Origin of the sequence: Streptomyces sp. R302 (genome assembly GCF_012927245.1) — a bacterium.
Taxonomy (GTDB): Bacteria; Actinomycetota; Actinomycetes; order Streptomycetales; family Streptomycetaceae; genus Streptomyces.
The window spans coordinates 36,887-60,120 of record NZ_JABBGE010000013.1; the positions used below are offsets into that span (position 1 = coordinate 36,887).

Genomic DNA, 23,234 nt, shown 5'->3' on the forward strand with positions numbered 1-23,234 from the left:
TCTCGACCGACTTCTCAGCAAGGAGCAACCGGGTGTCCAACCACACCTCCCACCCCGCCCACAGCACCCACAGCACCCACAGTCTCAGCACCTTCGCCTGCGCGTGGTGCGGGCTCACCGTGTCCGCGTACGCCTCCGACGGCGCGCCGCGCAACCACTGCCCGTCCTGTCTGCACTCCCGGCACGTCCTCGACCACGTCGAGGGCGGGTCGAGCGACTGCGAGGGGCGGATGTCGCCGATCGCCATCGCCGTCCTGCGGACCGGTGACTGGAGGGTGATCCACCGCTGCGTGCGCTGCGACGAGCTCACGTCCAACCCGGTGTGCGTCGACGACAACCAACTCATCCTCATGCGCATGGCGGTCCGCCCACTGGCCCAACCGCCCTTCCCGCTCGAAGCGTTCGGAACCCTCTGAGCGCCGGACAGGAAGGACACCGCCATGCCGCGCAACAACCGCGACAACCACGGCCGGCGCCGGCCGCAGCGCTACAAGGACGTCCTGCACACCCGGGGCGGGCACCGGGCCGACCACTTCCGGTGCGCGTCCTGCCGGCTCGACGTCTCCCTGGTCGCCCCCGGCACCGCGCACCGCAACCACTGCCCCCACTGCCTCGCCAGCCTGCACGTCGACCGCAGGATCCCCGGCGACCGCGCCGCGGACTGCCACGGCCGGATGGAGCCGCTGGGCATGTCCGCCCGCCCGGACGGCGAGTGGCTGATCATCCACCAGTGCGCCACCTGCGACGAGCTCAGCGCCAACCGCGTCGCCGGCGACGACAACCCGCTCGCCCTCCTCCGCCTGGCCCTCCGCCCCCTCACCGACCCCCGAGCCGCCGGCCGCGCCCTGCTCGCCCTGTGACCCGGAAGGAGTAACCGGGAACGCCGCAGCCCCAGGTCGGTGACCTGGGGCTGCGGGTGCTTCGTGGTAGGCCGTGTGGGACTCGAACCCACAACCAATGGATTGAAAGTCCTGGGCCGGATTCGACCGGGTGGTGCCGAAAAGCGCCACTCCGTCCGAGGATGCCTGGTCGGGGACAGGGTGAACGGTGCCGCCCGATCCGAACGGAACCGGCCGTGCCGAAACGTCCACTCACGCATCGCTCACGCACGGACGGCGCTGCGGCCCACCGTCGATGTCGCTCCCGCGTCAGGCGCTCGACAGCATCGTTGCCACCGACTGGAACCAGGCGCCGTACGAGAACGGGTCAGGTGGGCCGACCTCCATGCCGAGTTCGGCGGCCGCCAAGGCGTAGTCGCCCTCGTCCAGGGGGAGGGCGAGCAGCTCGTGGAGCTCGCCCACGAGCCGGGCCACCAGCTGGGGGTGGGTCGTGGCGGCGTAGTCGGCGACGGCTGCGTCGTGGTCGGGGAACTCGTCGACGACGTCCTGCGAGAACCAGCCCCCCAGCAGCTGCGCGGTCTCCGGGAAGCGCGCGTGCCACTCCCAGTGGGTCCGGGGTGACGACGGCTCCGGCACGTCGCCCTCCTCGATGCTGCTCTTCAGGTGGTCGGCCAGCACCCCCAGCCAAGCGCCGATCGCGGCCTGCGGCATCCCGGTGTCCGGAATCGCGTAGAACTCGCCCAGCTCATGTCGGAGGCGGCCCGGAGGGTTGCGGCTGTACGCGCGCAGCTGACGTTCCGCCTCCGCGATCGCCGAGGGGCGAGTGTGCCAGGTGTGGCGCAGATAGGCGTCGAGCGCGTCGCTGCGCCGCTCCGGGGTGTCGTCGGCCGACCGGCCCAGGTACGCCCGCATCACCTGGTCCAGTTCGCCGTAGCGGCGGTCGTGTTCGAGCGGCTTCATGGACATGTGCGTACGGCCCCTACAGGTAGAACGGGACGGTCGTGTGGACGACGAAGCCGTGCGGGCTCGCCGGTTCGCGGCTCAGCACCACGCGTGCCGCGCGGACATCGACAGGACCGTGCCCGGCCAGCAGATCAGCCGCGAGCTGCACCCGGCCCACGGGCTCCTCGCGGGAGGGCCAGGCGGCCTCGATGGTGAGCCGAGCCCGGGTCCCCTGGGCGAGCCAGCGGTGGATCGCCTGCTCGTTGGCGGTCACCACCTGCTGGGTGGCCCAGTGGGCGGTCTCCCGGTCGGGGTAGGAGGCGGAGCGGGTGAGCACGGGGGCATCCTTTCAAATCGCCCGGTCGGAGGGCGGGGGGCTCAGTGGTCGGAGAAGTTCCAGAACATGCCGACCTCGATGTCGGAGACGACGATCAGGCCGCAGTCCTCCGTGTAGACACTGAGCGGGCTGTACCCCCAGTCCGGCGTTGAGAAGTCGAGGGTGCCGGGGACGCGGCCGGGCCGGTTGACGTTGGTGTGGAAGGTGACGGCCTCCCCGTACCGCGCGAGGATCGTGCGCGCCATCGCCCGCAGTTCCTCTTCGCTCTCCGTGAAGCGCCTCAGGTTCGACAGGGTGCAGCGGTCGTCCGTGAGGGCCAGGAGCAGGTTCTCGGCGCTGTCCCGGTCGATCTCCTTGAGGCGCGTGGCGATGTACTCCGGAGGGTGGACGACGAAGGGGTACGTGGGGAACCCCTCGCGCTCCGGTGCCTGCGCCGCGTCGTCGAGACCGTCCCAGCCCCGGGGGTCCGGGACGGACCGGGCCATCAGGGCGATGACGTCGAGGACCCAGTCCTCGTGGCGGCGCGGGCCCGTGGCGTCGTACGGGTACGCGTCCTCGAACAGGTGGCGTACCGCGGCTTCCCAAGAGGCTTGGTCGACGGACATGGGTGCTGGCCTTTCTCGGCTGGACGCTAGGACTTGTAGGGCATCGACGTCATGACGGTGAACGGCGGAGTGCGGCCGCTGTCGTACCGGATCCTCGTGTCGATGCCGTTCACGTCGTATCCCTTGGCGTTCAGACCGCCCTGCTTGTACCCGGACAGCGGATCGTTCGGGTCCACCGGCTGCTTGCTCACGCTGCGTCCGCTGGTCTCGTTGTGGGGGGCCGTCGCGTAGAACGACTTGACGTCGCCATCCGCCGGCGGCGGCGGTCCCTTGATCCACGCGTCGATCGCGGCTTTGTTCCGGTTCAGGTTGTACTCGGTCAGTTCCTCGGCCCGCCGGTAGGTGGGGAAGGCGGAGGCACCGCCGATCCCCGGCTTGCCGTACGGCCATGCCTGTGTCGGACCGTTCGCCTGCTGGTCGCGCAGCCGCTGCGCGAGCTGCTCGTCGGTCTTGCCGACGTGCCTGTCGAGGGTGTGACCGCCCGACGTGTACTCGTTGGCGGCGAGGTTCAGGTCGTAGTTGCCCTGGGAGTCGATCTTCAGCCAGGTCTTCGAGTCCTTGAACTCCTCCAGGGCGCGGGCGACGCCAGCCTCGAACTTGGGGGCGCTCAGGTATGCCTCGTCGAGCTTGTCCTTCAGCGCCTCCATACGGGCGGTCAGACCGCTCAGCCTGCCGGTGTAGGTATCGACGATCCGGTTGAGCTTGGCGGTGTCGATGTCCTGTCGACGACCTCGTCCATGGCGCGGATCTACTGTTCCAGATACCGCTGCATCCCATCGAGATCGTCCGCCAGCTTGGTGAGGCCGTCCTCCGCGACCACCAGATCGGCGTTCCGCATCTTGTCCCCCACTCGCCACACCGCTCGGCGCGGGTGCGGCGGCGGTCGAGGCCGTCGATGTCGAGGGCGAGGTGGCGGTGTTCCTCGGCGGCGTCGAGGTCGCCGAGGCAGGCGAGGATCATGCCGGATTCGTGATTCGTGGGCCCAGCGGCCAGGGTAGTAGTGAGCGGCCCAGGAGTCGCCGGGCGCGGCGGCCGGCTTGCCGATGGCGGTCTCGGACATGGCGAGGCGCTTGGTGACCATGCGGCGGTCGTCGTCCTGGGCGGCGGCTGTGTCGAGCCCGGCGACGAGTCCCGGAAGGCGGCCCTCCACCGGGAGATCCGTGAGGAGATCGCGCGGAAGGCCCGACATCGTCCGCCTCCTCCACACGATGGAGACCGCCGGCGAACGCCAGCTCCTCTACCTCGCCCGCATCGCCACCTGGGCCTTCGACGACCGCACCGGACCCGAGTTCAGCGCCGAGGGCCGCGGCGAATACGCGCTGGAGGAGATCCCGCTGACCGCGGAGGGTCTCTCCGGCATCGACCTAAAGCCCGAGGAGATCGCCCACATACTGCGGGGGGTTATAAGCGCAGGAAGCCTCTGAGTCGAGTCACCGCTCTGATCCTTGGAGCACGTCAACGCGCTATCAGGGCCGAGTCTGAGACCAGTCGGCCCTGATGACGCCCCTACGTTCCACTGATCTGATGCCGGAAACCTGTGGCGTAGCAAGCCCCGCGCCTGCGGAGCTCTCGGGCGGCGGACACGGGGCGGTGGACAGCTCCTCGCCGGGGTGGACCTCCCCGCCGGCGAAGCCGGGCAGATCGACCAGAGGCAACTGAATCCGCTGTTCCAGCGCGTACGTAAAGTCCCAGACCTGCTCCGCGAAGGCAAGCGCCCGCTCTCGCTGGGACTTCGGCGTGCTACGCAGGCTCCGGAGGTGGGCCATGGAAGCGTCGAGCCGATTAGCCAGCCTTCCCAGCAGGAAGAACGTAACCGGAACCCCGAGGATCTCCGCAAGCAGGGATCAAATCAGGTCGTGGCCTGGACGCCCCGGTCTCATACTGTCCCACGGCGGCAGGAGTCACCCCTAGCTGGGCAGCCACGTCCTTCTTCGTCATCTCCGCCAGCCGACGCGCCTGGGTCAGCCGGGTGGGATCGAAGCCGTCGGAGACAGCATGCGGCGTAGTGCCTCGTTCTTCCGTGCCGGGAATGAGGTCTTGCTTAATGGGTCGCTTCGTCTTCGCTGGTCTGGTCCTCGACAGGTTCTGCCTCGGTATGCACGGGGACGTGCAGAGCCTGGTCCGAGGCGGTACGAGAGGACAGCGGCGAAGCTGGTGTGCGCCGTGACCTGGTTTCCACCACCGGCCTCCCGCCCATCCCCCTGCGGGACCTCCACCACGTCTCGGCCACACTCACCCACAGCGCCGGCTGCGACATCCACACGATCAAGGAGACCCTCCGCCACTCCACGATCACCCCGGCCTCGGACACGTGCACGAGCCTCCTCCCGGAGGTCGACCGCGCCGTGGCCGAAGCGGCCGCCGCACTCGTTCCCCGGGCGAGCAGGGTCGAATTCCTACCCGAGCCCGGCTGAGTTCGCCCTTTTCCCTCTGTGTCACCTCCCTCGCGTCCGTTTCGGGGGAACGGCTAACCTCATCCCGTGGACGACTGGTTGAGCCGAATACCGAGCTGGCTCCTCTGGATTGCCAGCTGGTTCTTCGCGACCTCGGTGTGGTGGATCGGCGGCCGGTTCCTGGACGATCCGTGGTCTTTGACCCGGTGCGCCTTCTATGGCGGCGTACCCGTAGTCGCCATAAGGCTGGGTCAGTACTTGAGGTCGTGATCGCCCCGGCCGTGTAATGACGCCAAGCCCGGGCCGGCACGCATGGCCCGGTCCCGGGCCTTCCCAATCCCTACCGGCCTGCGAATCCACCATCGCGCGCACTGCTCCGGTTCCCTTCCGTGGTACGGCAAGTACGCTCGCTCGCCGAGTCCGGGGCCCGCTGAATCGACGCAGCCTGGAATGCGGGGTGCCGACACTCTGCCGGGGGACGGCAATTACAAGGATCGATCCCTGTGTCAGCCTTGCGTGCATGGGATGGAGCTTCAAACTGCACGGGGGCCTCGCAGCCGGGTTGGGCGCGACGCTTCTCGTGCTTGCCGGACTGACATGGCTGCCGGGGACGTTGCCCCTGGCGGAATCGGGATGGCCGGTAGCAGCGATCGCGGTATCGCTCTTCCCGGTCTTCGGCGCTGCCCTCGCACGCCTCATGCTGGCGCGAGCAGACCGACGCACCATGTGGCTGGCCTTCCGGTGCTTGCCGGGCAAGGTACAGGTCGCGCTTGGAGCGCTGTTCCTCTCGGGCGTGGTGCTGACGATCCCGAGCGGGGTGGGTGAGGGGCACTTGCAGGCGGCCGAGACGAAAGACGGCCGATACTTCGCCTTCGACACGACCCCCTATGAACGCGGAACGATCGAGGTCTCCCGAAGCCAGTACGTCGTCGTCCTGGAAAGTGATCAGCGCAGCATGTTCACGATCCCAGCCACGCTCTTCGTCGGGGCCGCGTACGGCGCCCTGACCGCCGGAGAGTTGCGCCGCGCGGACCTCGGGACCTCGACGTGACGGGACGCGAACGGAGCGGGCGGCCGTACGGCCCGGACGGACGAATGACAGAGCCGGGAGGGGCTGTGCTCAAAGCGTCTCGCGAGAAGGGGGTGCGGGCAGAGGTGGTCAGGCGGCGGTCTTTCACCTGGTTCCCCATGACAGCGGCGGTGGTGTTCTACGCGATCGCGATGGCGCTCGCCGCCTTCGAGCAGGATGAGTTCGCGCCGTCCCTGGTCGTCGCCGCCTTCACCCTGTTCTTCTGGCTGATGGGATGGAACTCTGCCATCCGCTTCACGGCGACGCGTCTCTCCCTCACCAACGTTCTCGTGACCTCGACGGTCGCGTGGAAGGACGTCGCCGGCGTGACTGCGGACGACGGGCTGAGCATCCGGTTGAGGGACGGACGGATCCTCCGTTCGATAGCCTTCGGCGGCTCGTTGATCGGGGCGTTCACCAAGTACCCGACCCATCAGAGAGCCCGCAGGATCCTGAGCGAGGCACACCGGGACGCCCTCCGCGACGGGAGCGGCGCAGGACCTGTCCGTCTGCACGCGTCCCTGGATTGGCGCCGCCCGCTCGTCGCCGCCGCGGTCCTCTCCATCCCGCTCCTGGTCATCCGGGCCGTCAGCGGATGACGCCTCTCACGGCCCGCACCCGACGAGGACGTCCACGAGGAACACCGGGCCGGACCCGATTCCCACCCACCCGCTCACGCACCGCCCGCGCAAGCACCCCCGAACGACAGAGCGCCCCGACCGGAACGAACCGGTCGGGGCGCTCCGCAGCAGGTCGGAGGGTCTTCCCTCCCCCACCACTCGGTAGGCCGTGTGGGACTCGAACCCACAACCAATGGATTAAAAGTCCACTGCTCTGCCAATTGAGCTAACGGCCCGTGTGCGAGCACTCCGTGCAGCATAGCCCGACGGGCCCGGGGAACCGATCGGGTATCGGAACCCGCCGCGCCGGGCGGCGGGTCAGTGGAGGGTGCGGAAGGTGTTCCAGCCGCCGGTGCCGATGAGCTCGCGGGGGGCGTAGGGGGCGTTGGTGCGGCCGCGGTCGAAGGCGTAGTAGGCGTAGAGGCGGCCGGAGGTGTCGCGGGCGACGAGGTCGGCGGTGCCGTCGCCGTTCAGGTCGCCGGTGCCTTGGACGGCGGTGTAGACCTGCCAGCCGCCGCCGACGCGGGCGCGCGGGGTGACGCCGCCGGTCGGGGTGCCGAAGTAGACCCAGAGGACGCCGGAGGCGTCGATGCCGAGGAGGTCGCCCCGGCCGTCGCCGTCGAGGTCGCCGGCGCCGGTGATGCGCTTGTACAGCTTCCAGTTGGTGCCGATCCGGACGCGGGGCGCGAGGCGGTGGCCGGCGGTGCCGGCGTAGAAGTACATGTCGCCGGTGGTGGTCTGGCGCGCGATCAGGTCCTGGTGGCCGTCGGCGTTGACGTCGCCGGGCGGGGTGAGCACGTCGTACTGGGCCCAGCCGAACCCGATGGCGGTGTACGGGGACGAGCCGGTGACGACCTTGCCGCAGCCCGGCCGGTAGGCCCGCAGTTCGTTGCCGACGCGGCCGAGGACGTCGGCGCAGCTGTCGCCGTTCACGTCGCCGAAGGGCACGAGGAGCGTACCGGCCGGGAAGGCGGCGCCGGTGGCGGTGGTGCGGGCGGAGAGCCCGCCGAGGCCGTTGCCCCGGTAGAGGGAGACGGCGCCGGACGTGTTCACGCCGAGCAGCTCGCCCTGGGCGTCGGAGCCCACGAGGTCGCGGAAGGCGGGCCGGCTGCCGGAGACGGTGATCCGGCCAGAGGCGTACAGGTCGCGGCCGTTGCCGTCGGCGGTGAGGGCGCGCACCACCCACGCGTACGGCCCGTTCGGCGCGGGCAGGCCCGCCGCGTTCTTCCCGTCCCAGGTGACGTCGATCCGCTCGCGGGTCTCGGTGCCGCGGAAGGTCCGCAGGGGCTTGAAGTTGTACGCGTCGATCACGTTCACCTCGTACTGCGAGGCGGGCTTCGACAGCGTCCAGGACGCCTTCCAGGTGCCGGGCATCCGCAGCCCGGCCGGGGTCGAGGCGGCGGCGATCTTCAGGTCGGAGGTGGGGACGCCGGTCCAGACGACGTGCACCCGCTGGTCGGCGCCCCGGTAGGCGACGGCGCCGCCGAAGCGGTCGACGGTCCAGGTGACGCGGCGCTCGCCGGAGACGGTCTCGGCGCGGGTCAGGTCGAAGGGCGTGCCGGCCTTCCCGGTGTGGAAGGGGGTGACGCGCAGGTACGAGCCGGAGCTCTGGTCCACGAAGTAGCCGTCGCCGAGGAGTCCGCCCCGGTACGCGCCCGCCGGCAGGGCGATGCGGACGGGCGCGGCCGGGTTCCTGAGGTCGAGGACGCCCTGCTTCTCGTACCGCGCGCACGCCCAGTAGAGCCAGCGGCCGGCCGTCTGCAGCTCGGTGAGGGGGCAGCCGGCGCCGGTCGCGACCGTGCTGAGGGCGCCGCCGCCGGCGAGGTCCTTGCGGGCGACGTCACCCGCGCTGCCGGTGCCGGTGTAGAGGGTGTCGCCCCAGACGGCCGCGGCGGTCTGGGCCTGGCGGGAGACGGTCTTCTGGCCGTCGAGGTCGAGGACGAGCGTCTCGCCGCCGACGACGAGTTCGCCGGGCCGGCCCGGAGTGCCGGTCTGGAAGACCGTCCACCGGCCGAAGGTGTCGGCGATCCGGCCGTCCCGGTCGACCGCCACCCGGGTGGTCCGCCCGGCGTTCGCGCCGGTGGTCCCGCGGGAGACGACCGCGCGCGCGGTGCCCGGGATCCTCGGGAAGGAGACGACCCGCCCGTCGCCGCCGTCGAGGAGCGGCGGCTCGGACGCCTCCGCCCCCGTCTCGGCGCCGGCCCACGCCGCCGCGGACTGACCGGTGTGGAGCGGCCCGGCCGACAGCGTACGGCTGTAGAAGCCGGCGCCCTTCGGCCCGTCGTGCTCCAGGGTGGTGAGCCGGCCCATGCCGAGCGCCAGGGACTCGACCTCGGCCGGAAGCGGCGCCACCGGGCGCAGCTTCTCCAGGGCCGGGGCGGCGCCGCCCTTGCCGGGTACGGCCTTGAACACCGCCCAGTCGGTGGCGGACGTGCCGCCGGTGACGGCCACGCCCGATCCGTCCGCGATCTGCGTGATCTCCTGCTGCGCCCCCGCGAGCAGCGTCTGCCGTACGCCGGCCGGGCTCACGGCGACCAGGCGGCGGGTGAGCGCGCCGCCCGCGGTCGCGGACTCGGTCGTGGTCAGGAGCCAGTCGCCGACGAGCCCGATCCGGGCGGCGTCCAGTCCGGCCGGCAGCGGATACGTCGTCCCCGGTGCGTCGAGGTCGGCGCGCTGCCGGATGTGCACGTTCCGGTCGGGGTCCACCCAGGCGATCCGCTCGGCGGTGACGGCGACGCCCGCGACGAGCACCCCGTCCGCCGCCGTCGTCGCCGCCGCCGTCGGCGCCGCCAGCACCCGCATCCGCCCGGTCGCCAGGTCCACCAGGCCGAGGAGCGAGTCGCGGTCCGCGCCCGAGGTCCCGACGGTGAACCGGAGTACGGCCACGCCCTCCGCGCCGGCCACCAGCCGCGCCCCGTGGAGGTCGGCGCCTACGGGCCAGCCGGTGACGGGGACGGAGGCGCCGTTCGGGGCGCTCGCGGCCCGGAGGAAGTATCCGCCGGTGGAGCCGGACGAGGTGCCGGGCACGTACTGCTGGAAGAGCAGCCGGTCGCCGACGAGTCCCCGGTAGGAGGCGTCCTGGGGGATGGTCAGGGCCGTCGTCGTACCGGTCTCCAGGTCCAGGACCCCGTGCGCACCGGGGTTCGGCGCCACGTACGCGTACCGGCCGCCGGTCCCGAACCGCGCGAAGGAGGCGATTCCGTCCCCCAGCGACCGGCTGGTGCCGCTCGCGAGGTCCGTCCACTCCACGCCCGCCCCGGAGCCCTCGGTCCGATGCGCGTACCCGCCCGCGCCCGCGGCCAGCACGATCTCCGCGCGGGGCTCCGCCCGCCAGCTGGGCTCCACGTCCAGCTGGTCGATCCCGACCACCGGCGTCCCGGGCGCGGCCACGGCGCCCGGCGCGAGCCCCGCGCCGGTGACGGCGAGGACGGCGGCGAGCAGGACGGCGCGGGTACGCCCACGACGCGCGGGTGCGGTACGAGACAAGAGAGCCCTCCCCGGGGTGTTCCGGCGCGGTGACGAGTGGCGGTGACGGGTGGCGGTGACGAGTGACGGTGACGGGTGACGAGTGATCGGACGTACGAGCCTCGCACGTGTCCGTGTACGAGACCGGCGGGGGGCCGTGATGGTTGTACGCCGGACGCGACGAACCCCCGTGACAGCGGGTGTCACGGGGGTTCGTCGGTGGGTCAGGTCACGCGGGCTCAGCCGTTGCGCTTCCAGCGGGGCTTGTCGTCGCGGCGGCCACCACCGAAGGAGGAGCCGGACGGGCGGTGGTCGTCGCGGCGGAAGCCACCGGACGGGCGGTCGTCACGGCGGAAGCCGCCGCCCGAGGGGCGGTCGTCGCGACGGTCGCGGTTGAACGGACGGTCGTTGTCGCGGCGGAAGCCACCGGACGGACGGTCGTTGTCGCGACGGAAGCCGCCACCCGAGGGACGGTCGTTGTCGCGGCGGAAACCACCCGACGGACGGTCGTCACGACGCTCGAACGAACGACCACCACGGTCGCCACCACGGTCATCGCGGTCACGGAACGACGGACGGTCGTTGTCGCGGCGGAAACCACCGGACGGACGGTCGTTGTCGCGACGGAAGCCACCGCCCGACGGACGGTCGTTGTCGCGGCGGAAACCACCCGACGGACGGTCGTCACGACGCTCGAACGAACGACCACCACGGTCGCCACCACGGTCATCGCGGTCACGGAACGACGGACGGTCGTTGTCGCGGCGGAAACCACCCGACGGACGGTCGTCACGACGCTCGAACGAACGACCACCACGGTCGCCACCACGGTCGTCACGGTCGCGGAACGACGGACGGTCGTTGTCGCGGCGGAAACCACCGCGGTCACGGCGCTCGTAGTTGCCGCGCTCGTCACGGGCCGGGCGCTCCTCGCGGCGCTGCTCCTCACGGGCGGCGCGCTCGGCCTCGGCAGCGGCGGCGGTGACCTCGGCCTCGGCGGCCTCGGCGACGGCGGCGACGGCCGTCTCCGGGTCCTCGCCGCGCTCGCGGGCGGCCTGCGCGACGAGGCGGTCGGCCTCCTCGCGGAGCTCGACGGCACGGCGCTGCAGGCGCTCCAGCTGACGGGTCAGGTCGACGACCTCGCGCTCGGCCTGCTTGGCCGAGTTGTTCGCCGAGTCGGCCTGGACCTCGGTCAGCGAACGGGCGCCGGTGATCTCGGCGACCTCGGGGTCGAAGGCGCCGGCGCCGCCGACGATGTGGCGCGAGGCGTCGACGCCCGCGTCCTCCATCAGGCGGAAGATCTGGCGGCGCTGGTGCGGCAGGGCCAGGGAGACCACGACGCCGGAGCGGCCGGCGCGGGCGGTGCGGCCCGAGCGGTGCAGGTAGTCCTTGTGGTCGCCGGCCGGGTCCACGTTGAGGACCAGGTCGATGCCGTCGACGTGGATGCCGCGGGCGGCGACGTCGGTGGCGACGAGGACGTTGACGTAACCGTCCTTGAAGTCGGCGAGCGTGCGGGTACGGGCGCCCTGGGTCATGCCGCCGTGCAGCGCGTCGGCCTTCACGCCGGACTCGCGCAGCTGCTCGGCGACGCGGTCGGCACCGAGCTGGGTGCGGACGAAGATGATGGTGCGGCCCTTGCGGGCGGCGATCGCGGCGGTGACCGGGGCCTTGTCCTTCGGCTTCACGACGAGGACGTGGTGGGTCATGGTCGTGACGGCGCCGGCGGACGGGTCGACCTCGTGGGTGACCGGGTTCACCAGGTAGCGCTTGACCAGGCTGTCGATCTCGTTCTCCAGCGTGGCGGAGAAGAGGAGGCGCTGGCCGCCGGCCGGGACCTGGTCGAGGAGCTCGGTGACCTCGGGCAGGAAGCCCAGGTCGGCCATCTGGTCGGCCTCGTCGAGGACGGCGATCTGGACCTGCTCCAGGGAGCAGGCGCCGCGGTTGATGATGTCGCGCAGACGGCCCGGGGTGGCGACGAGGATGTCGACGCCGCGCTCCAGGGCGTAGATCTGGTTGCCCATCGACGTACCGCCGCAGACGACCTTCATGCGGAGGCCGAGCACGTCGCCGTACGGCTGGAGGGCGTCCGCGACCTGCATCGCGAGCTCACGGGTCGGGGTGAGGATGACGCCGCGGGGCTTCTTCTTCTCGGTCTGGCCGCCGGCCAGGGTGGCGAGCAGCGGGAGGCCGAAGGAGAGGGTCTTGCCGGAGCCGGTGCGGCCGCGGCCCAGGATGTCCTTGCCGGCCAGGGCGTCCGGGATGGTCGCGGCCTGGATCGGGAAGGGGGTGGTCACGCCGTTCTGCGCGAGCTTGCGGACGACGCCCTCGGGCAGGCCCAGGTCACCGAAGGTGATCTCGGGGGCCGCGTCGGAGTCGGCGTCGTCGGCGTCGGCGGCCTCGTCGGCCAGGTCGGAGTCGTCGAGGGCCTCGGTGGCCTCGTCGGTGATCTCCGCGTCGTCGGCCAGCTCGACGATCTCGGTGATTTCCGCGATCTCGGTGATCTCGGAGACCGTGGTGATCTCGTCGTTCTCGGGCATGACGGTGTGGTCAGAACTGGAAATGGACATGCGAAATGCGAAACCTTCCGGAGTCTCGGCACGCGCCCGTCAACTCCGTGTTTCGCCTTAAAGACCGCCTCAATGCGGTCAGCCACGGCAAGGGGAGAGGTACGCGCCAGTCGCGGCGCTCTTCGATGGTGGCGCCGGGCAAATGGGATCAAACGATCTACCACCATACGCACCCTCCCCCACCGCTGGCAAGCCGATCGGAGTGACCTCCGTCTCACGCCGGGCTGACCTGCGGCGATGCCGCCGGTTCGGTGGCCGCCCCGGCCGCCCGCATCCCGCCCAGCTGCGCCGAGGGCCCCTCGGTCGGCGGATCGCTCGGGTTCGACGTCGGCTCCGGAGTGGGCTCCGGCGTCGGCTCCCGGGTCGGCGTCGGGGTCGGGGTCGGCGTCGGCGTGGGCTCCGGCGAAGGGGTGCCCCCGCTCCCGCCCGGGGCGCCTCCGGCCTCGCCGCCGGTCCCGCCCGCGCCCCCTCCGTCCGTGCCGCCCCCACCGGTGTCGCCGCTCCCGGCGCTCCCGCCGGGACCGCCCGCCTCCCCGCCGCCCGCGCTCCCGGCCGCGCCGCCCGTCCCGTCCTGGCCGCCGGCGGCCGCGCCGCCCGCGGGGTGCGTCCTGGACGGCGGCGAACCGCCGGGCTCGCCCGGCGTCGGGTGCTTCACGTCCCCGGAGGGCGAGGCGGAGGCGGAGGCGGAGGGCGAATCGCTCGGCACCGGGGACTTCCCGCCCCCGCCCGCCGCGTCGGGGCCGCCTGCGTGCCCGCCGCGGCCGCCGTCGTACGCCCCGCCGCCCCCGTCCGGCTCACCGGTGCCGCCCCCGTCCGGCTCGGCCGAGGCCCCCGACTCACCCCCGCTCGCTCCGGGCGCCGGCCGGGCGCTCTCGTCGCCGACACTCATACAGCCGCTCAGACCGGCGCACGCGGCGACCGCGAGGGCGGCGGCGGCCCATCGAACGCGGGTGGGGAAAGGGCGCACGGAGGCACCTCCAGGACACAGAAAGCGGGGAATGGAACGCGTCCCCCTGCCCAACTCCCCAGCCGCCGCAAGGGACACGGCACGGCGACACCCTTGTTCGACCCGATCGGCCGGCCCGGGCCGAACCCCGCGCCTCCCCGGGGAAGCCGGCTCAGCCGTAGCCCAGCGCGTGCAGCCGTTCGTCGTCGATGCCGAAGTGGTGGGCGATCTCGTGGACCACGGTGATCTCGGTCTCGGCCACGACGTCCTCGCGGGACTCGCACATCCGCAGCGTCGGCCCCCGGTAGATCGTGATCCGGTCGGGCAGCACGCCCGCGTACCACTCCCCCCGCTCGGTCAGCGGCGTCCCCTCGTAGAGCCCGAGCAGCTCCGGGTCGTCCGGAGAGGGCTCGTCCTCCACGAACACCGCCACGTTGTCCATCAGCCGCGTCAGCTCCGGCGGGATCCGGTCCAGGGCCTCGGCGACAAGCTCCTCGAACTCCTCGCGCGTCATCTCCAGCACGGGCCCATTCTCCCCTCCCCCGAAACCGTTTTGGCGATACCGCCTGCCATCCCATATGCTTCTCACGTCCCCGACGCGCTGAGAAGCGCCAGGTGGGGCCGTTAGCCCTCATCGTCTAGTGGCCCAGGACGCCGCCCTTTCAAGGCGGTAGCACGGGTTCGAATCCCGTTGGGGGCACGCACAACCGTGTGCGAGACTAGTGCTCGTACACAAGCAAGGCTCTGTGGAGCAGTTGGTTAGCTCGCCACCCTGTCAAGGTGGAGGTCGCGGGTTCAAGTCCCGTCAGAGTCGCTGAAGCTGGAAACAGCTTCGTGGCTGGGTAGCTCAGTTGGTACGAGCGATCGCCTGAAAAGCGATAGGTCGCCGGTTCGACCCCGGCCCCAGCCACAAGGAGAAGGGCCCCGTTCGCGAGAACGGGGCCCTTCCTCTATTCCGGCTGCTCCGCCCGCCGCGTACGGTTCCGGCCCCGCAGCGCGAGCACCAGACCCACCACCGCCACGACGCCGACGAGCAGCGCCCAGTCCGGCACCGCCCGGCCCCACTCGGCGACCCGCCGCTCCACGGCGAAGGAGTCGTCCACCGAGAGCAGCCCCGGCAGCGCCGTCGTCCCGTCGAAGACCAGGAACAGCGTGCCCAGGGCGATGAAGAAGAGGCCCGACGCCAGCGAGGTCGAGTGGACCTCGAAGCGGCCCGCGCGCAGCGGCCGGCCGCGCAGCCAGCGCCGCCGCCCCAGGTCGTACCGCTCCCACAGCAGCGCGAGCACGAACAGCGGCACCGCCATCCCGAGCGCGTACACCGCGAGCAGCAGACCGCCGTACGCCGGGCTGCCGCTCAGCGCCGCCACCGTCAGGACGCTGCCGAGGATCGGGCCCGCGCAGAAGCCCGCCAGGCCGTACACGAGGCCCAGGGCGTAGACCGAGACCGCCGAGGTGGGGCGGATCCGGCCGCTCGCCTCCGACATCCGGCGCGAGGCGAAGCCCAGGCCCAGGATCTGCAGGACGCCGAGCCCGATGATCAGCCAGCCGCCGGCGGCGACCAGCAGGTCCCGGTGCCCGTAGAAGAAGCGGCCCGCGAGCGAGCCCGCCGCGCCCAGCGGTACGAGGGTGGTGGCGAGGCCCGCGTAGAGGATCGCGGTCCGCGCCACCAGCTTCGCCCGGTTCTCGATCGAGTACGCGAAGAAGGCCGGCAGCAGCAGGGCGCTGCACGGGCTGAGGAGGGCGAGGAGGCCGCCGAGGAAGGCCGCGAAGTAGCCGATCCCGGAGGTCACTGCCCGGCCGCCTTCTCAGGAGCCGTCTTGTCCGAGGAAGGCTTCGCCGACTTCGCCGCCGACTTCGCCGCCGCCTCGATCGCCTCCGTGAAGGTCTCCAGGGGCTGGGCGCCCGCGATCGGCCGCCCGTTGATCAGGAAGGAGGGGGTGGAGGAGGCGCCGAGCGCGTACCCCTGCTCCTGGTCCTTCCGTACGGCCTCCCGGGCCGCCTCGCTCCCGCTGTCCTTCGCGAAGCGGGCGAGGTCCGGCACCCCGGCCTCCTTCGCGAGGGCGGCAAGGCGCTCCGAGCCGAAGCCCTTCTCCTTGGCCCCGTCCGCGTACGCCGCCTTGTGGAACTGCCAGAAACGGTCCTGCTGGCCGGCGGCCCAGGAGGCGCGGGCCACCGCCTCGGACTCCTCGCCGAAGATCGGGAAGTTGCGCCACTCGATGCGCAGGGTGCCGTTCTCGACGTACTTCTCCACCAGGGCCGGCTCGGTGTCCCGGGCGAACTTCCCGCAGTAGCCGCACTTGAAGTCGGCGTACTCGATCAGCACGACCGGCGCGTCGGCGCGGCCCAGGGCGAGCTTGTCGGACGCGTCCCGGCGGGCGTACTTCTCCAGCTCCGCGTACACCCCGGCCTGCGGGTCGGCGGACACCTCGGCGACGGCGGAGGAGCCGGAGGTGCCGGGGGACGAGGGCTTGGTGGCGGTGTACGAGACGACGCCGAGCAGCGCGGCGGCGACCGCCACCCCGGCGACGATCACCATCGGCTTGGACTTGGAAGCGGGCTTGGAAGCGGGCTTGGACGTGGACTTGGACATGCGGAAGCGCTCCTGAGGGAGGAGAGGGAAGGGCAAGGGACGGCGGAGGCGGCCGTCCTCCTACACCCTCAGGACCGACAGCTCCACGGGTGTCGGCACCCGCGCGGGCGGCTCCCGGCCCGGCGGCGTGGCGGCGGCGCGGAGGTCCGGCTGCCGGACCCCGCACAGCGTCCGGTCGGCGCCGAGCGCCGGCAGCAGCTCGGCGAAGCCGGACGCCCTCGGCGGTACGACGGGACCCGCGTCGCCCAGGTCGGCCGGATGCCCCGGGTCGCACCCCGGCACGGCGGCGCCCATGACGACCGGGGCCGCGCTCGGAGCCGTACCCCCCGACGCGTGGGAGGCCCCGCAGCCCAGCAGGCCCAGCAGCACGGCCGCCAACACCGTCAGCGCCGCCGACGCGCGGGTGGTGCGGAACATGCGAAACCTCTCCGGTCCGGGGCAGATGCCCGGAATACTACGCACCACCGGTCGGCCCCCTTCGTAAATCGGTTCGCCGCTTCTCGTCCGCAGGTGCGATCCTGGATTCCGTATGTCTACTTCCTTCGCCGCCCTCCAGTCCGTCCTGGCCGGGGTCTCGCTGCGGGACTCCCACCAGCTCGGCCGCCGTCTCGAAGGCGCCCGCCGCATCCGCAAGCCCGAGGCCCGCGAGGCCGTCCTGGACGAGATCGCCGCAGAGGCGGCCAAGGCCAAGGAGCGCGTCGACGGGCGCGCCGCCCGCGTGCCCGCCGTCACCTACCCCGAACAGCTCCCGGTCTCGCAGAAGAAGGACGAGATCCTGGAGGCGATACGCGACCACCAGGTCGTGATCGTCGCCGGTGAGACCGGCTCCGGAAAGACCACCCAGATCCCGAAGATCTGTCTGGAGCTGGGCCGGGGCGTCCGGGGCATGATCGGGCACACCCAGCCGCGCCGGATCGCCGCCCGCACGGTCGCCGAGCGCGTCGCCGAGGAGCTGAGGACCCCGCTCGGCGAGGCCGTCGGCTGGAAGGTCCGCTTCACCGACCAGGTGAACCCCGACGCGACCTTCGTGAAGCTGATGACCGACGGCATCCTGCTCGCCGAGATCCAGACGGACCGCGAGCTGCGCGCGTACGACACGATCATCATCGACGAGGCCCACGAGCGGTCCCTCAACATCGACTTCCTGCTCGGCTACCTGGCCCAGCTGCTCCCGAAGCGCCCCGACCTCAAGGTCGTCATCACCTCCGCGACCATCGACCCGGAGCGCTTCTCCCGCCACTTCGGCGACGCGCCGATCGTCGAGGTCAGCGGCCGTACGTATCCCGTCGAGGTCCGCTACCGGCCCCTCCTCGAAGAGGACTCCGAGGAATCCGACCGGGACCAGATCACCGCCATCTGCGACGCCGTCGACGAGCTCCGGAAGGAGGGACCGGGCGACATCCTGGTTTTCCTCTCCGGCGAGCGGGAGATCCGCGACACGGCGGACGCGCTGACGAAGAAGAAGCTCCTCGACACCGAGATCCTCCCGCTGTACGCCCGGCTCTCCCACGCCGAGCAGCACCGGGTCTTCCAGGCGCACGCCGGCCGCCGGATCGTCCTCGCGACCAACGTCGCCGAGACCTCGCTGACCGTCCCCGGCATCAAGTACGTGATCGACCCGGGCACCGCCCGCATCTCGCGCTACTCCCACCGCACCAAAGTCCAGCGCCTCCCCATCGAGGCGGTCTCGCAGGCCAGCGCCAACCAGCGCAAGGGCCGCTGCGGCCGTACGAGCGACGGCATCTGCATCCGGCTGTACTCCGAGGACGACTTCCTCACCCGGCCGGAGTTCACGGACGCCGAGATCCTCCGCACCAACCTGGCCTCCGTCATCCTCCAGATGACCGCCGCCGGCCTCGGCGAGATCGAGAAGTTCCCCTTCATCGACCCGCCGGACCACCGCAACATCCGGGACGGCGTCCAGCTCCTCCAGGAGCTCGGCGCCATCGAACCCGAAGAGAAGTCCCCCCAGGAGGGGAAGAAGAGGCAGCGGCTCACCCAGCTCGGCCGGAAGCTCTCCCAGCTGCCCGTCGACCCCCGGCTCGCCCGCATGGTCCTGGAGGCCGACAAGAACGGCTGCGCCCGCGAGGTCATGGTGATCGCCGCCGCGCTCTCCATCCAGGACCCGCGCGAGCGGCCCTCCGAGAAGCAGGCCCAGGCCGACCAGCAGCACGCCCGCTTCAAGGACGAGACCAGCGACTTCCTCGCCTTCCTCAACCTGTGGCGGTACGTCCGCGAGCAGCAGAAGGAGCGCGGCTCGTCCTCCTTCCGCCGGATGTGCAAGCAGGAGTACCTGAACTTCCTGCGCATCCGCGAGTGGCAGGACATCTACGCCCAGCTGCGCACGGTCGCCAAGCAGATGGGGATACACCTCACCGAGCCCCGGGACGACGAGACCTTCCCCGAGCAGGCCATCCACGTCTCCCTCCTCTCCGGCCTCCTCTCCCACGTCGGCCTCAAGGACGTGAAGGAGTCCAAGGAGGGCCGGGACCAGAAGCGGGAGGGCACCCGCAACGAGTACCTGGGCGCCCGCAACGCCAAGTTCGCGATCTTCCCCGGCTCCGCGCTCTTCAAGAAGCCCCCGCGGATGGTGATGTCCGCCGAGCTGGTGGAGACCTCGCGGCTCTGGGCGCGGGTGAACGCCCGGATCGAGCCCGAGTGGATCGAGCCGCTCGCCCAGCACCTGGTGAAGAAGACGTACAGCGAACCGCACTGGGAGAAGGACCAGGCGGCCGTGATGGCGTACGAGAAGGTGACGCTGTACGGCGTCCCGATCGTCGCCGACCGCAAGGTCAACTACGGGCGGATCGACCCCGAGGTCTCCCGCGAGCTGTTCATCCGCAACGCCCTGGTGGAGGGCGACTGGCGCACCCACCACAAGTTCTTCGCCGACAACCGCAAGCTGCTCACCGAGGTCGAGGAGCTGGAGCACCGGGCCCGGCGCCGGGACATCCTCGTCGACGACGAGACGCTCTTCGACTTCTACGACCGGCGGGTCCCCGAACACGTCGTGTCCGGCGCCCACTTCGACTCGTGGTGGAAGCACAAGCGGCGCGAGGAGCCGGAGTTCCTCGACTTCGAGCGCGAGATGCTCATCAACGAGAAGGCCGGGGCCGTCACCAAGGACGACTACCCGGACTCGTGGCGGCAGGGCGCGCTCAAGTTCCGGGTGACGTACCAGTTCGAGCCGGGTGCGGACGCGGACGGCGTGACCGTCCACGTGCCGCTCCAGGTCCTGAACCAGGTGACGGACGAGGGCTTCGACTGGCAGATCCCGGGTCTGCGGGAAGAGGTCGTCACCGAGCTGATCCGCTCGCTGCCGAAGCCGATCCGCCGCCACTACGTGCCCGCGCCGAACTTCGCCGGCCGCTTCCTGGACGCGGTCGTACCGGTCCAGGAGCCGCTGACGACGGCGCTCGCGCGCGAGCTCCAGCGGATGGTCGGCGTCCCGCTGACGCCGGAGGACTTCGACTGGGGCAAGGTCCCCGAGCACCTCAAGATCACCTTCCGGATCGTCGACGAGCGGCGCCGGAAGCTCGCCGAGGACAAGGACCTGGAGACGCTGCGCCTGAAGCTGCGCCCCAAGGCCCGTCAGGCGCTCTCCAAGGCCGCCCAGGCGGCCACGGCGGGCCCGGACGGCTCCGGGCCGTCCCTGGAGCGCTCGGGCCTGAAGGACTGGACGATCGGCAGCCTCGTGCGGGTCTTCGAGACCAAGCGGGGCGGGCAGCCGGTGAAGGCGTACCCGGCGCTGGTCGACGAGGGCGACACCGTCGCCGTGCGGCTCTTCGACTCGGAGGCCGAGCAGGCGCAGGCGATGTGGCGGGGCACCCGGAAGCTGATCATGCTGAACATCCCGGTGAACCCGGCGAAGTTCGCCTCCGACCGGCTCACCAACCAGCAGAAGCTGGCCCTGTCGGCGAACCCGCACGGCTCGATCCAGGCGCTGTTCGACGACTGCGCCACCGCCGCCGCCGACCGGCTGATCGCGGACCACGGCGGCCCGGTGTGGGACGAGGAGTCCTTCCGGAAGCTGTACGACAAGGTCCGCGCCGACCTCGTCGAGCTGACGATCCGGACCGTGGGCCAGGTCCAGCAGGTGCTGGCCGCCTGGCAGGCGTGCGAGCGGCGTCTGAAGGCCACCACGAGCCCCGCGCTGCTGCCGAACCTCCAGGACGTGCGGAAGCAGCTGGACTGGCTGATGCCGGCCGGTTTCGTCACCCGTACGGGCCTGAAGCGGCTGCCGGACCTGATGCGCTATCTGGTGGCGGTGGACCGGCGGCTCCAGCAGATGCCGACCGGGGTCCAGCGGGACACCACCCGGATGGAGAAGGTCCACGAGATGCTCGACGAGTACGCGTGGCTCCTGGAGCAGCTGCCGAAGGGCCGGCCGGTGCCGGCGGAGGTCACGGACATCCGCTGGATGATCGAGGAGCTGCGGGTGAGCTACTTCGCGCACGCCCTCGGCACGGCCCATCCGGTGTCGGACAAGCGGATCGTGAAGGCCATCGACGCGGCGGTGCCGGGCCCGGCCCGGTAGCGGGGCGCCCACCGCAGGCGAGTTCGACCGGACCGCTGACCTGCTGTACAGTTCTTCTCGCAGCCACGAAAGACCGGCTGCGAGGGCTCTGTGGAGCAGTTGGTTAGCTCGCCACCCTGTCAAGGTGGAGGTCGCGGGTTCAAGTCCCGTCAGAGTCGCTTTGGAAGAAGGCCCGCATCGTCTCGATGCGGGCCTTCTTCGTCATGCGTGAACTCCACTCGAACGGGGGACGAAAGTCCCACCGGCCGGTGACCAACGGCGGCTTGGGGGACGATCCCCGGGTGGCAGGCTGTTGAGTGGCAAGGCTTCGGGTGTGTGACGGGAGTCACTAGAAGTCCTTCAGGAACCCCTCCATTTACACCACCCCTACAACGACTCAATTTAATATGTGCAATTGCACCCATGTTCGACGAGTGGGGGGCGAGACACGGCGCAGGGGGGCGGGGCGCGGCGAAGGGGGCGGGGCGCAAAAAGAAGATCGCGCCGGACCCGGCGGAGTCCAGCGCGATCGTTGACGGTGGCCTGTTGGGGCAGGAACCGCCGGCAGAGCTGTGGGTTGGGCGACCGGATTGGGGGACCCGGACCTGCCCGGTGTTACGGGGTGCTGCGTGTGCTGCGGCTGTCGCCGAGGCCTCAGGCCTCGCTGCGCTGCTGCGGAATGCCCGCCAGCAGAGCGCGGACCTCGGCCTCGCGGTACCGACGGTGCCCACCCAGGGTGCGGATGGACGTGAGCTTGCCGGCCTTGGCCCAGCGAGTCACCGTCTTCGGGTCCACGCGGAACATCGTGGCGACCTCGGCAGGGGTCAGCAGCGGCTCGGCATCAGGGGTGCGAGCGGTCATGAGCGGCCTCCTCGGGAGAACCGAACCTTCTCGGTTCTTTCCTCTAAATTCTGCACCTTGACCCGCCTTGCCCGAAATGGCAGAAGCGGGTCGAGTCGGTTATAGGACGAACGGCTTGTCCTCGGCACTACAACTACACCATCCGTCCAGCCACGTCGGCCAAACCGATGGAATTGCCCTCGCAGGTGTTCATCAGCGGCGGAAGTCGACTGACCATGCCATAACGGACAGTCACGCCACTGTGACGATCAGTCACAGAGCGATCAGGAGTCCTCAGACCCCCCATAGAGTGCAATGCTGAGCGTTCCGCCCAAAGTTGGGCGGAAGGAACCCTCCCCGGACTCCTTGTCCTATTTTGGCACGAGGGTAGGTGATCGACGCAAGGGTGCGTTTAGTGCTGTCCGTCACGCTTGAGCCAAAGGCCCGGTTCAGGACCAACGTCCCATGCGATTCGGACAGATCGATCCGGCCAGGCGCCTGAAGATCATTTACCCCGACGGGACATGTCTTGTCCATGCACACCTGACGAAGATGCCCGACCTATGTCAATTCGTGTCCCACCGGGCCTTCAGTTCGCGTGCCGCAGGTCCCTGACGGCCCGCCAGCGCTCCGCGAGCCGCGCGTACACCTCGCCCGCCGCGTCGTCGTCGCCCGCCCGCAGCGCCGCAAGCCCCTCCGCCACGTCCGCCGCCGAACGGTCCTCGGCCAGCCGCTCCTCCGCCACCGCGTGCACGAGCCCCCCGTAGTCCAGCTCCACGAGGGCCCGCGGATGGAACTCCTCCAGCCAGCGGCCCACGTCGGCCAGACCCTGCGCCAGCGTCCCCTCGTCCACCGAGTCCCGCAGCGCGCGCAGCGCCCGCGCGAGCCGCCGCCGCGCCTGCGCCATCGTCGTCCGGTAGCGCAGCACCGGCGCCCGCCCCGCCGCCCGGTCCCCCGGCTCGTAACACCGCTCCTCGTCCCCGAAGAGCGCGAACCAGCGCAGCGGCACCTGCCACACCGCCGTCCTGATCCACGGCCGCGCGTCCGGGTTCCGCTCCAGCCACCGCTCGTGGTCCGCCTCCACCTGGGCCCGCACCACCGGCGGCAGCATCGCGTCCAGGACCGAGGCCGGGAGCCCGCCCTCCGCCACCAGGTCCCGCAGCGCCAGCCAGCCCCGCAGCCGGGTCCGCCACGGGCAGACCACCACCACGCCGTCCAGGTGCGCCACGAAGGCCTCGCCGCTCTCGTGCACCGGGACCGGCACCGGCGGCACCGGCACCAGGTCCGCCAGCGAGCGCCGCAGCTCGTCCTGGGCCCCCGGGGTGCGCGGCCGGCGGGCGTACCGCGACCAGTGGGTCCGCTCCGGCTCGGGGAACGCGGCCAGCGGCTCGTACACCCGGAGATAGGAGGCGTACGGGACGAGCAACGTGGAGTCGACCGACATGTCCCGATCCTTCCACGCGGGTACTCCGCGAGGGGGTGATCCGGCCCACTCCGCCTTCCCT

General features: G+C 71.1%; 20 protein-coding genes, 5 tRNA genes and 2 pseudogenes. 11 read left to right on the forward strand and 16 right to left on the reverse strand.

What is annotated here, in order from left to right:
- Positions 1-32: 32 nt before the first annotated feature.
- Together HHL19_RS32070 and HHL19_RS32075 are read left to right on the forward strand one after the other, a co-directional pair.
- A complete protein-coding gene (locus HHL19_RS32070) occupies positions 33-416 on the forward strand; it encodes an RNHCP domain-containing protein (RefSeq protein WP_169093908.1) in 384 nt (127 codons plus the stop codon).
- 24 nt (positions 417-440) lie between these two features.
- A complete protein-coding gene (locus tag HHL19_RS32075) occupies positions 441-860 on the forward strand; it encodes an RNHCP domain-containing protein (RefSeq protein ID WP_169093909.1) in 420 nt (139 codons plus the stop codon).
- 288 nt (positions 861-1,148) lie between these two features.
- Here HHL19_RS32075 and HHL19_RS32080 read toward each other — a convergent pair whose 3' ends face one another.
- The 5 genes and pseudogenes from HHL19_RS32080 to HHL19_RS37895 form a co-directional block, all read right to left on the reverse strand.
- A complete protein-coding gene (locus tag HHL19_RS32080; RefSeq protein ID WP_169093910.1) occupies positions 1,149-1,805 on the reverse strand; it encodes a contact-dependent growth inhibition system immunity protein in 657 nt (218 codons plus the stop codon).
- Between the two features lie 13 nt (positions 1,806-1,818).
- A complete protein-coding gene (locus tag HHL19_RS32085) occupies positions 1,819-2,118 on the reverse strand; it encodes an RNase A-like domain-containing protein (RefSeq protein WP_169093911.1) in 300 nt (99 codons plus the stop codon).
- A gap of 41 nt (positions 2,119-2,159) precedes the next feature.
- Positions 2,160-2,723, reverse strand: a complete 564-nt coding sequence (locus HHL19_RS32090) for a hypothetical protein (protein ID WP_169093912.1) — start codon at positions 2,721-2,723, stop codon at positions 2,160-2,162.
- Between the two features lie 26 nt (positions 2,724-2,749).
- The gene (locus HHL19_RS32095; RefSeq protein ID WP_169093913.1) at positions 2,750-3,370 is read right to left on the reverse strand and encodes an RNase A-like domain-containing protein; all 621 of its coding nucleotides are present in this window, start codon (positions 3,368-3,370) and stop codon (positions 2,750-2,752) included.
- A 217-nt stretch (positions 3,371-3,587) separates the two neighbouring features.
- A pseudogene (locus tag HHL19_RS37895) lies at positions 3,588-3,795 on the reverse strand (tetratricopeptide repeat protein); the annotation flags it as partial.
- A gap of 88 nt (positions 3,796-3,883) precedes the next feature.
- Between HHL19_RS37895 and HHL19_RS32105 the strand changes: the two are divergent.
- Entirely contained in the window at positions 3,884-4,147 is a 264-nt protein-coding gene (locus HHL19_RS32105; protein WP_346768500.1) for a hypothetical protein, read from the forward strand.
- A 358-nt stretch (positions 4,148-4,505) separates the two neighbouring features.
- Here HHL19_RS32105 and HHL19_RS37900 read toward each other — a convergent pair whose 3' ends face one another.
- Positions 4,506-4,661 (reverse strand): helix-turn-helix transcriptional regulator, encoded by a 156-nt coding sequence (locus tag HHL19_RS37900; protein ID WP_240982014.1) that lies wholly within the window; start codon positions 4,659-4,661, stop codon positions 4,506-4,508.
- 224 nt (positions 4,662-4,885) lie between these two features.
- On the opposite strand from HHL19_RS37900, the pseudogene HHL19_RS32115 reads away from it, so the two are divergent.
- The 3 genes and pseudogenes from HHL19_RS32115 to HHL19_RS32125 all read left to right on the forward strand — a co-directional run.
- Positions 4,886-5,137 (forward strand): annotated as a pseudogene (locus HHL19_RS32115) (site-specific integrase); the annotation flags it as partial.
- A gap of 499 nt (positions 5,138-5,636) precedes the next feature.
- Positions 5,637-6,167, forward strand: a complete 531-nt coding sequence (locus HHL19_RS32120; protein WP_169093914.1) for a hypothetical protein — start codon at positions 5,637-5,639, stop codon at positions 6,165-6,167.
- Positions 6,168-6,304: 137 nt separating this feature from the next.
- Positions 6,305-6,784 (forward strand): hypothetical protein, encoded by a 480-nt coding sequence (locus HHL19_RS32125; RefSeq protein WP_169093915.1) that lies wholly within the window; start codon positions 6,305-6,307, stop codon positions 6,782-6,784.
- Positions 6,785-6,968: 184 nt separating this feature from the next.
- On the opposite strand, the gene HHL19_RS32130 is transcribed toward HHL19_RS32125, so the two are convergent.
- The 5 genes from HHL19_RS32130 to HHL19_RS32150 all read right to left on the reverse strand — a co-directional run bounded on the left by HHL19_RS32130 (position 6,969) and on the right by HHL19_RS32150 (position 14,306).
- Positions 6,969-7,041: transfer RNA gene (locus HHL19_RS32130), tRNA-Lys, on the reverse strand.
- Between the two features lie 82 nt (positions 7,042-7,123).
- Complete coding sequence (locus HHL19_RS32135; RefSeq protein WP_169093916.1) at positions 7,124-10,291, reverse strand: FG-GAP-like repeat-containing protein; 3,168 nt, start codon at positions 10,289-10,291, stop codon at positions 7,124-7,126.
- Between the two features lie 218 nt (positions 10,292-10,509).
- Positions 10,510-12,837, reverse strand: a complete 2,328-nt coding sequence (locus tag HHL19_RS32140; protein WP_169093917.1) for a DEAD/DEAH box helicase — start codon at positions 12,835-12,837, stop codon at positions 10,510-10,512.
- A gap of 214 nt (positions 12,838-13,051) precedes the next feature.
- Complete coding sequence (locus HHL19_RS36900; protein WP_206325613.1) at positions 13,052-13,804, reverse strand: hypothetical protein; 753 nt, start codon at positions 13,802-13,804, stop codon at positions 13,052-13,054.
- A 151-nt stretch (positions 13,805-13,955) separates the two neighbouring features.
- Positions 13,956-14,306 carry a metallopeptidase family protein gene (locus tag HHL19_RS32150; RefSeq protein ID WP_030496497.1) on the reverse strand — a complete coding sequence of 117 codons (351 nt, stop codon included), beginning with the start codon at positions 14,304-14,306 and terminating at the stop codon, positions 13,956-13,958.
- A 104-nt stretch (positions 14,307-14,410) separates the two neighbouring features.
- On the opposite strand from HHL19_RS32150, the gene HHL19_RS32155 reads away from it, so the two are divergent.
- The 3 genes from HHL19_RS32155 (at position 14,411) to HHL19_RS32165 (ending at position 14,693) form a co-directional block, all read left to right on the forward strand.
- Positions 14,411-14,483, forward strand: a tRNA-Glu gene (locus tag HHL19_RS32155).
- A 40-nt stretch (positions 14,484-14,523) separates the two neighbouring features.
- A tRNA-Asp gene (locus HHL19_RS32160) sits at positions 14,524-14,597 on the forward strand.
- 22 nt (positions 14,598-14,619) lie between these two features.
- Positions 14,620-14,693, forward strand: a tRNA-Phe gene (locus HHL19_RS32165).
- A gap of 40 nt (positions 14,694-14,733) precedes the next feature.
- On the opposite strand, the gene HHL19_RS32170 is transcribed toward HHL19_RS32165, so the two are convergent.
- From HHL19_RS32170 to HHL19_RS32180, 3 genes are read right to left on the reverse strand one after another with little or no spacing between them, the layout of a single operon-like run.
- Positions 14,734-15,573: a cytochrome c biogenesis CcdA family protein gene (locus HHL19_RS32170; protein WP_169093918.1), complete on the reverse strand. Its 840-nt coding sequence runs from the start codon at positions 15,571-15,573 to the stop codon at positions 14,734-14,736.
- Positions 15,570-16,373, reverse strand: a complete 804-nt coding sequence (locus HHL19_RS32175) for a thioredoxin domain-containing protein (RefSeq protein WP_169093919.1) — start codon at positions 16,371-16,373, stop codon at positions 15,570-15,572. Before HHL19_RS32175 ends, HHL19_RS32170 begins: the two co-directional genes overlap by 4 nt.
- 60 nt (positions 16,374-16,433) lie before the next feature.
- Entirely contained in the window at positions 16,434-16,790 is a 357-nt protein-coding gene (locus HHL19_RS32180; protein ID WP_169093920.1) for a hypothetical protein, read from the reverse strand.
- Between the two features lie 112 nt (positions 16,791-16,902).
- On the opposite strand from HHL19_RS32180, the gene hrpA reads away from it, so the two are divergent.
- Positions 16,903-20,910, forward strand: a complete 4,008-nt coding sequence (gene hrpA, locus HHL19_RS32185) for an ATP-dependent RNA helicase HrpA (RefSeq protein WP_169093921.1) — start codon at positions 16,903-16,905, stop codon at positions 20,908-20,910.
- 84 nt (positions 20,911-20,994) lie between these two features.
- Positions 20,995-21,068 (forward strand) — tRNA-Asp (locus HHL19_RS32190).
- 475 nt (positions 21,069-21,543) lie between these two features.
- Here HHL19_RS32190 and bldC read toward each other — a convergent pair.
- Together bldC and HHL19_RS32200 are read right to left on the reverse strand one after the other, a co-directional pair.
- Positions 21,544-21,750: a developmental transcriptional regulator BldC gene (gene bldC / locus HHL19_RS32195; RefSeq protein WP_003949541.1), complete on the reverse strand. Its 207-nt coding sequence runs from the start codon at positions 21,748-21,750 to the stop codon at positions 21,544-21,546.
- A gap of 568 nt (positions 21,751-22,318) precedes the next feature.
- Positions 22,319-23,173 carry a hypothetical protein gene (locus HHL19_RS32200; protein WP_169093922.1) on the reverse strand — a complete coding sequence of 285 codons (855 nt, stop codon included), beginning with the start codon at positions 23,171-23,173 and terminating at the stop codon, positions 22,319-22,321.
- Positions 23,174-23,234: the final 61 nt, after the last annotated feature.

What these genes read in the sequence shown, in the direction of transcription:
- HHL19_RS32075 (WP_169093909.1), top strand. Translation starts at nt 441, where the DNA reads ATGCCGCGCAACAACCGCGACAACCACGGCCGGCGCCGGCCGCAGCGC.
- HHL19_RS32080 (WP_169093910.1), bottom strand. Translation starts at nt 1,805, where the DNA reads ATGTCCATGAAGCCGCTCGAACACGACCGCCGCTACGGCGAACTGGAC.
- HHL19_RS32090 (WP_169093912.1), bottom strand. Translation starts at nt 2,723, where the DNA reads ATGTCCGTCGACCAAGCCTCTTGGGAAGCCGCGGTACGCCACCTGTTC.
- HHL19_RS32095 (WP_169093913.1), bottom strand. Translation starts at nt 3,370, where the DNA reads ATGGAGGCGCTGAAGGACAAGCTCGACGAGGCATACCTGAGCGCCCCC.
- HHL19_RS37900 (WP_240982014.1), bottom strand. Translation starts at nt 4,661, where the DNA reads ATGACGAAGAAGGACGTGGCTGCCCAGCTAGGGGTGACTCCTGCCGCC.
- HHL19_RS32120 (WP_169093914.1), top strand. Translation starts at nt 5,637, where the DNA reads ATGGGATGGAGCTTCAAACTGCACGGGGGCCTCGCAGCCGGGTTGGGC.
- HHL19_RS32125 (WP_169093915.1), top strand. Translation starts at nt 6,305, where the DNA reads ATGACAGCGGCGGTGGTGTTCTACGCGATCGCGATGGCGCTCGCCGCC.
- HHL19_RS32140 (WP_169093917.1), bottom strand. Translation starts at nt 12,837, where the DNA reads ATGTCCATTTCCAGTTCTGACCACACCGTCATGCCCGAGAACGACGAG.
- HHL19_RS32175 (WP_169093919.1), bottom strand. Translation starts at nt 16,373, where the DNA reads ATGTCCAAGTCCACGTCCAAGCCCGCTTCCAAGCCCGCTTCCAAGTCC.
- HHL19_RS32180 (WP_169093920.1), bottom strand. Translation starts at nt 16,790, where the DNA reads ATGTTCCGCACCACCCGCGCGTCGGCGGCGCTGACGGTGTTGGCGGCC.
- hrpA (WP_169093921.1), top strand. Translation starts at nt 16,903, where the DNA reads ATGTCTACTTCCTTCGCCGCCCTCCAGTCCGTCCTGGCCGGGGTCTCG.
- bldC (WP_003949541.1), bottom strand. Translation starts at nt 21,750, where the DNA reads ATGACCGCTCGCACCCCTGATGCCGAGCCGCTGCTGACCCCTGCCGAG.
- HHL19_RS32200 (WP_169093922.1), bottom strand. Translation starts at nt 23,173, where the DNA reads ATGTCGGTCGACTCCACGTTGCTCGTCCCGTACGCCTCCTATCTCCGG.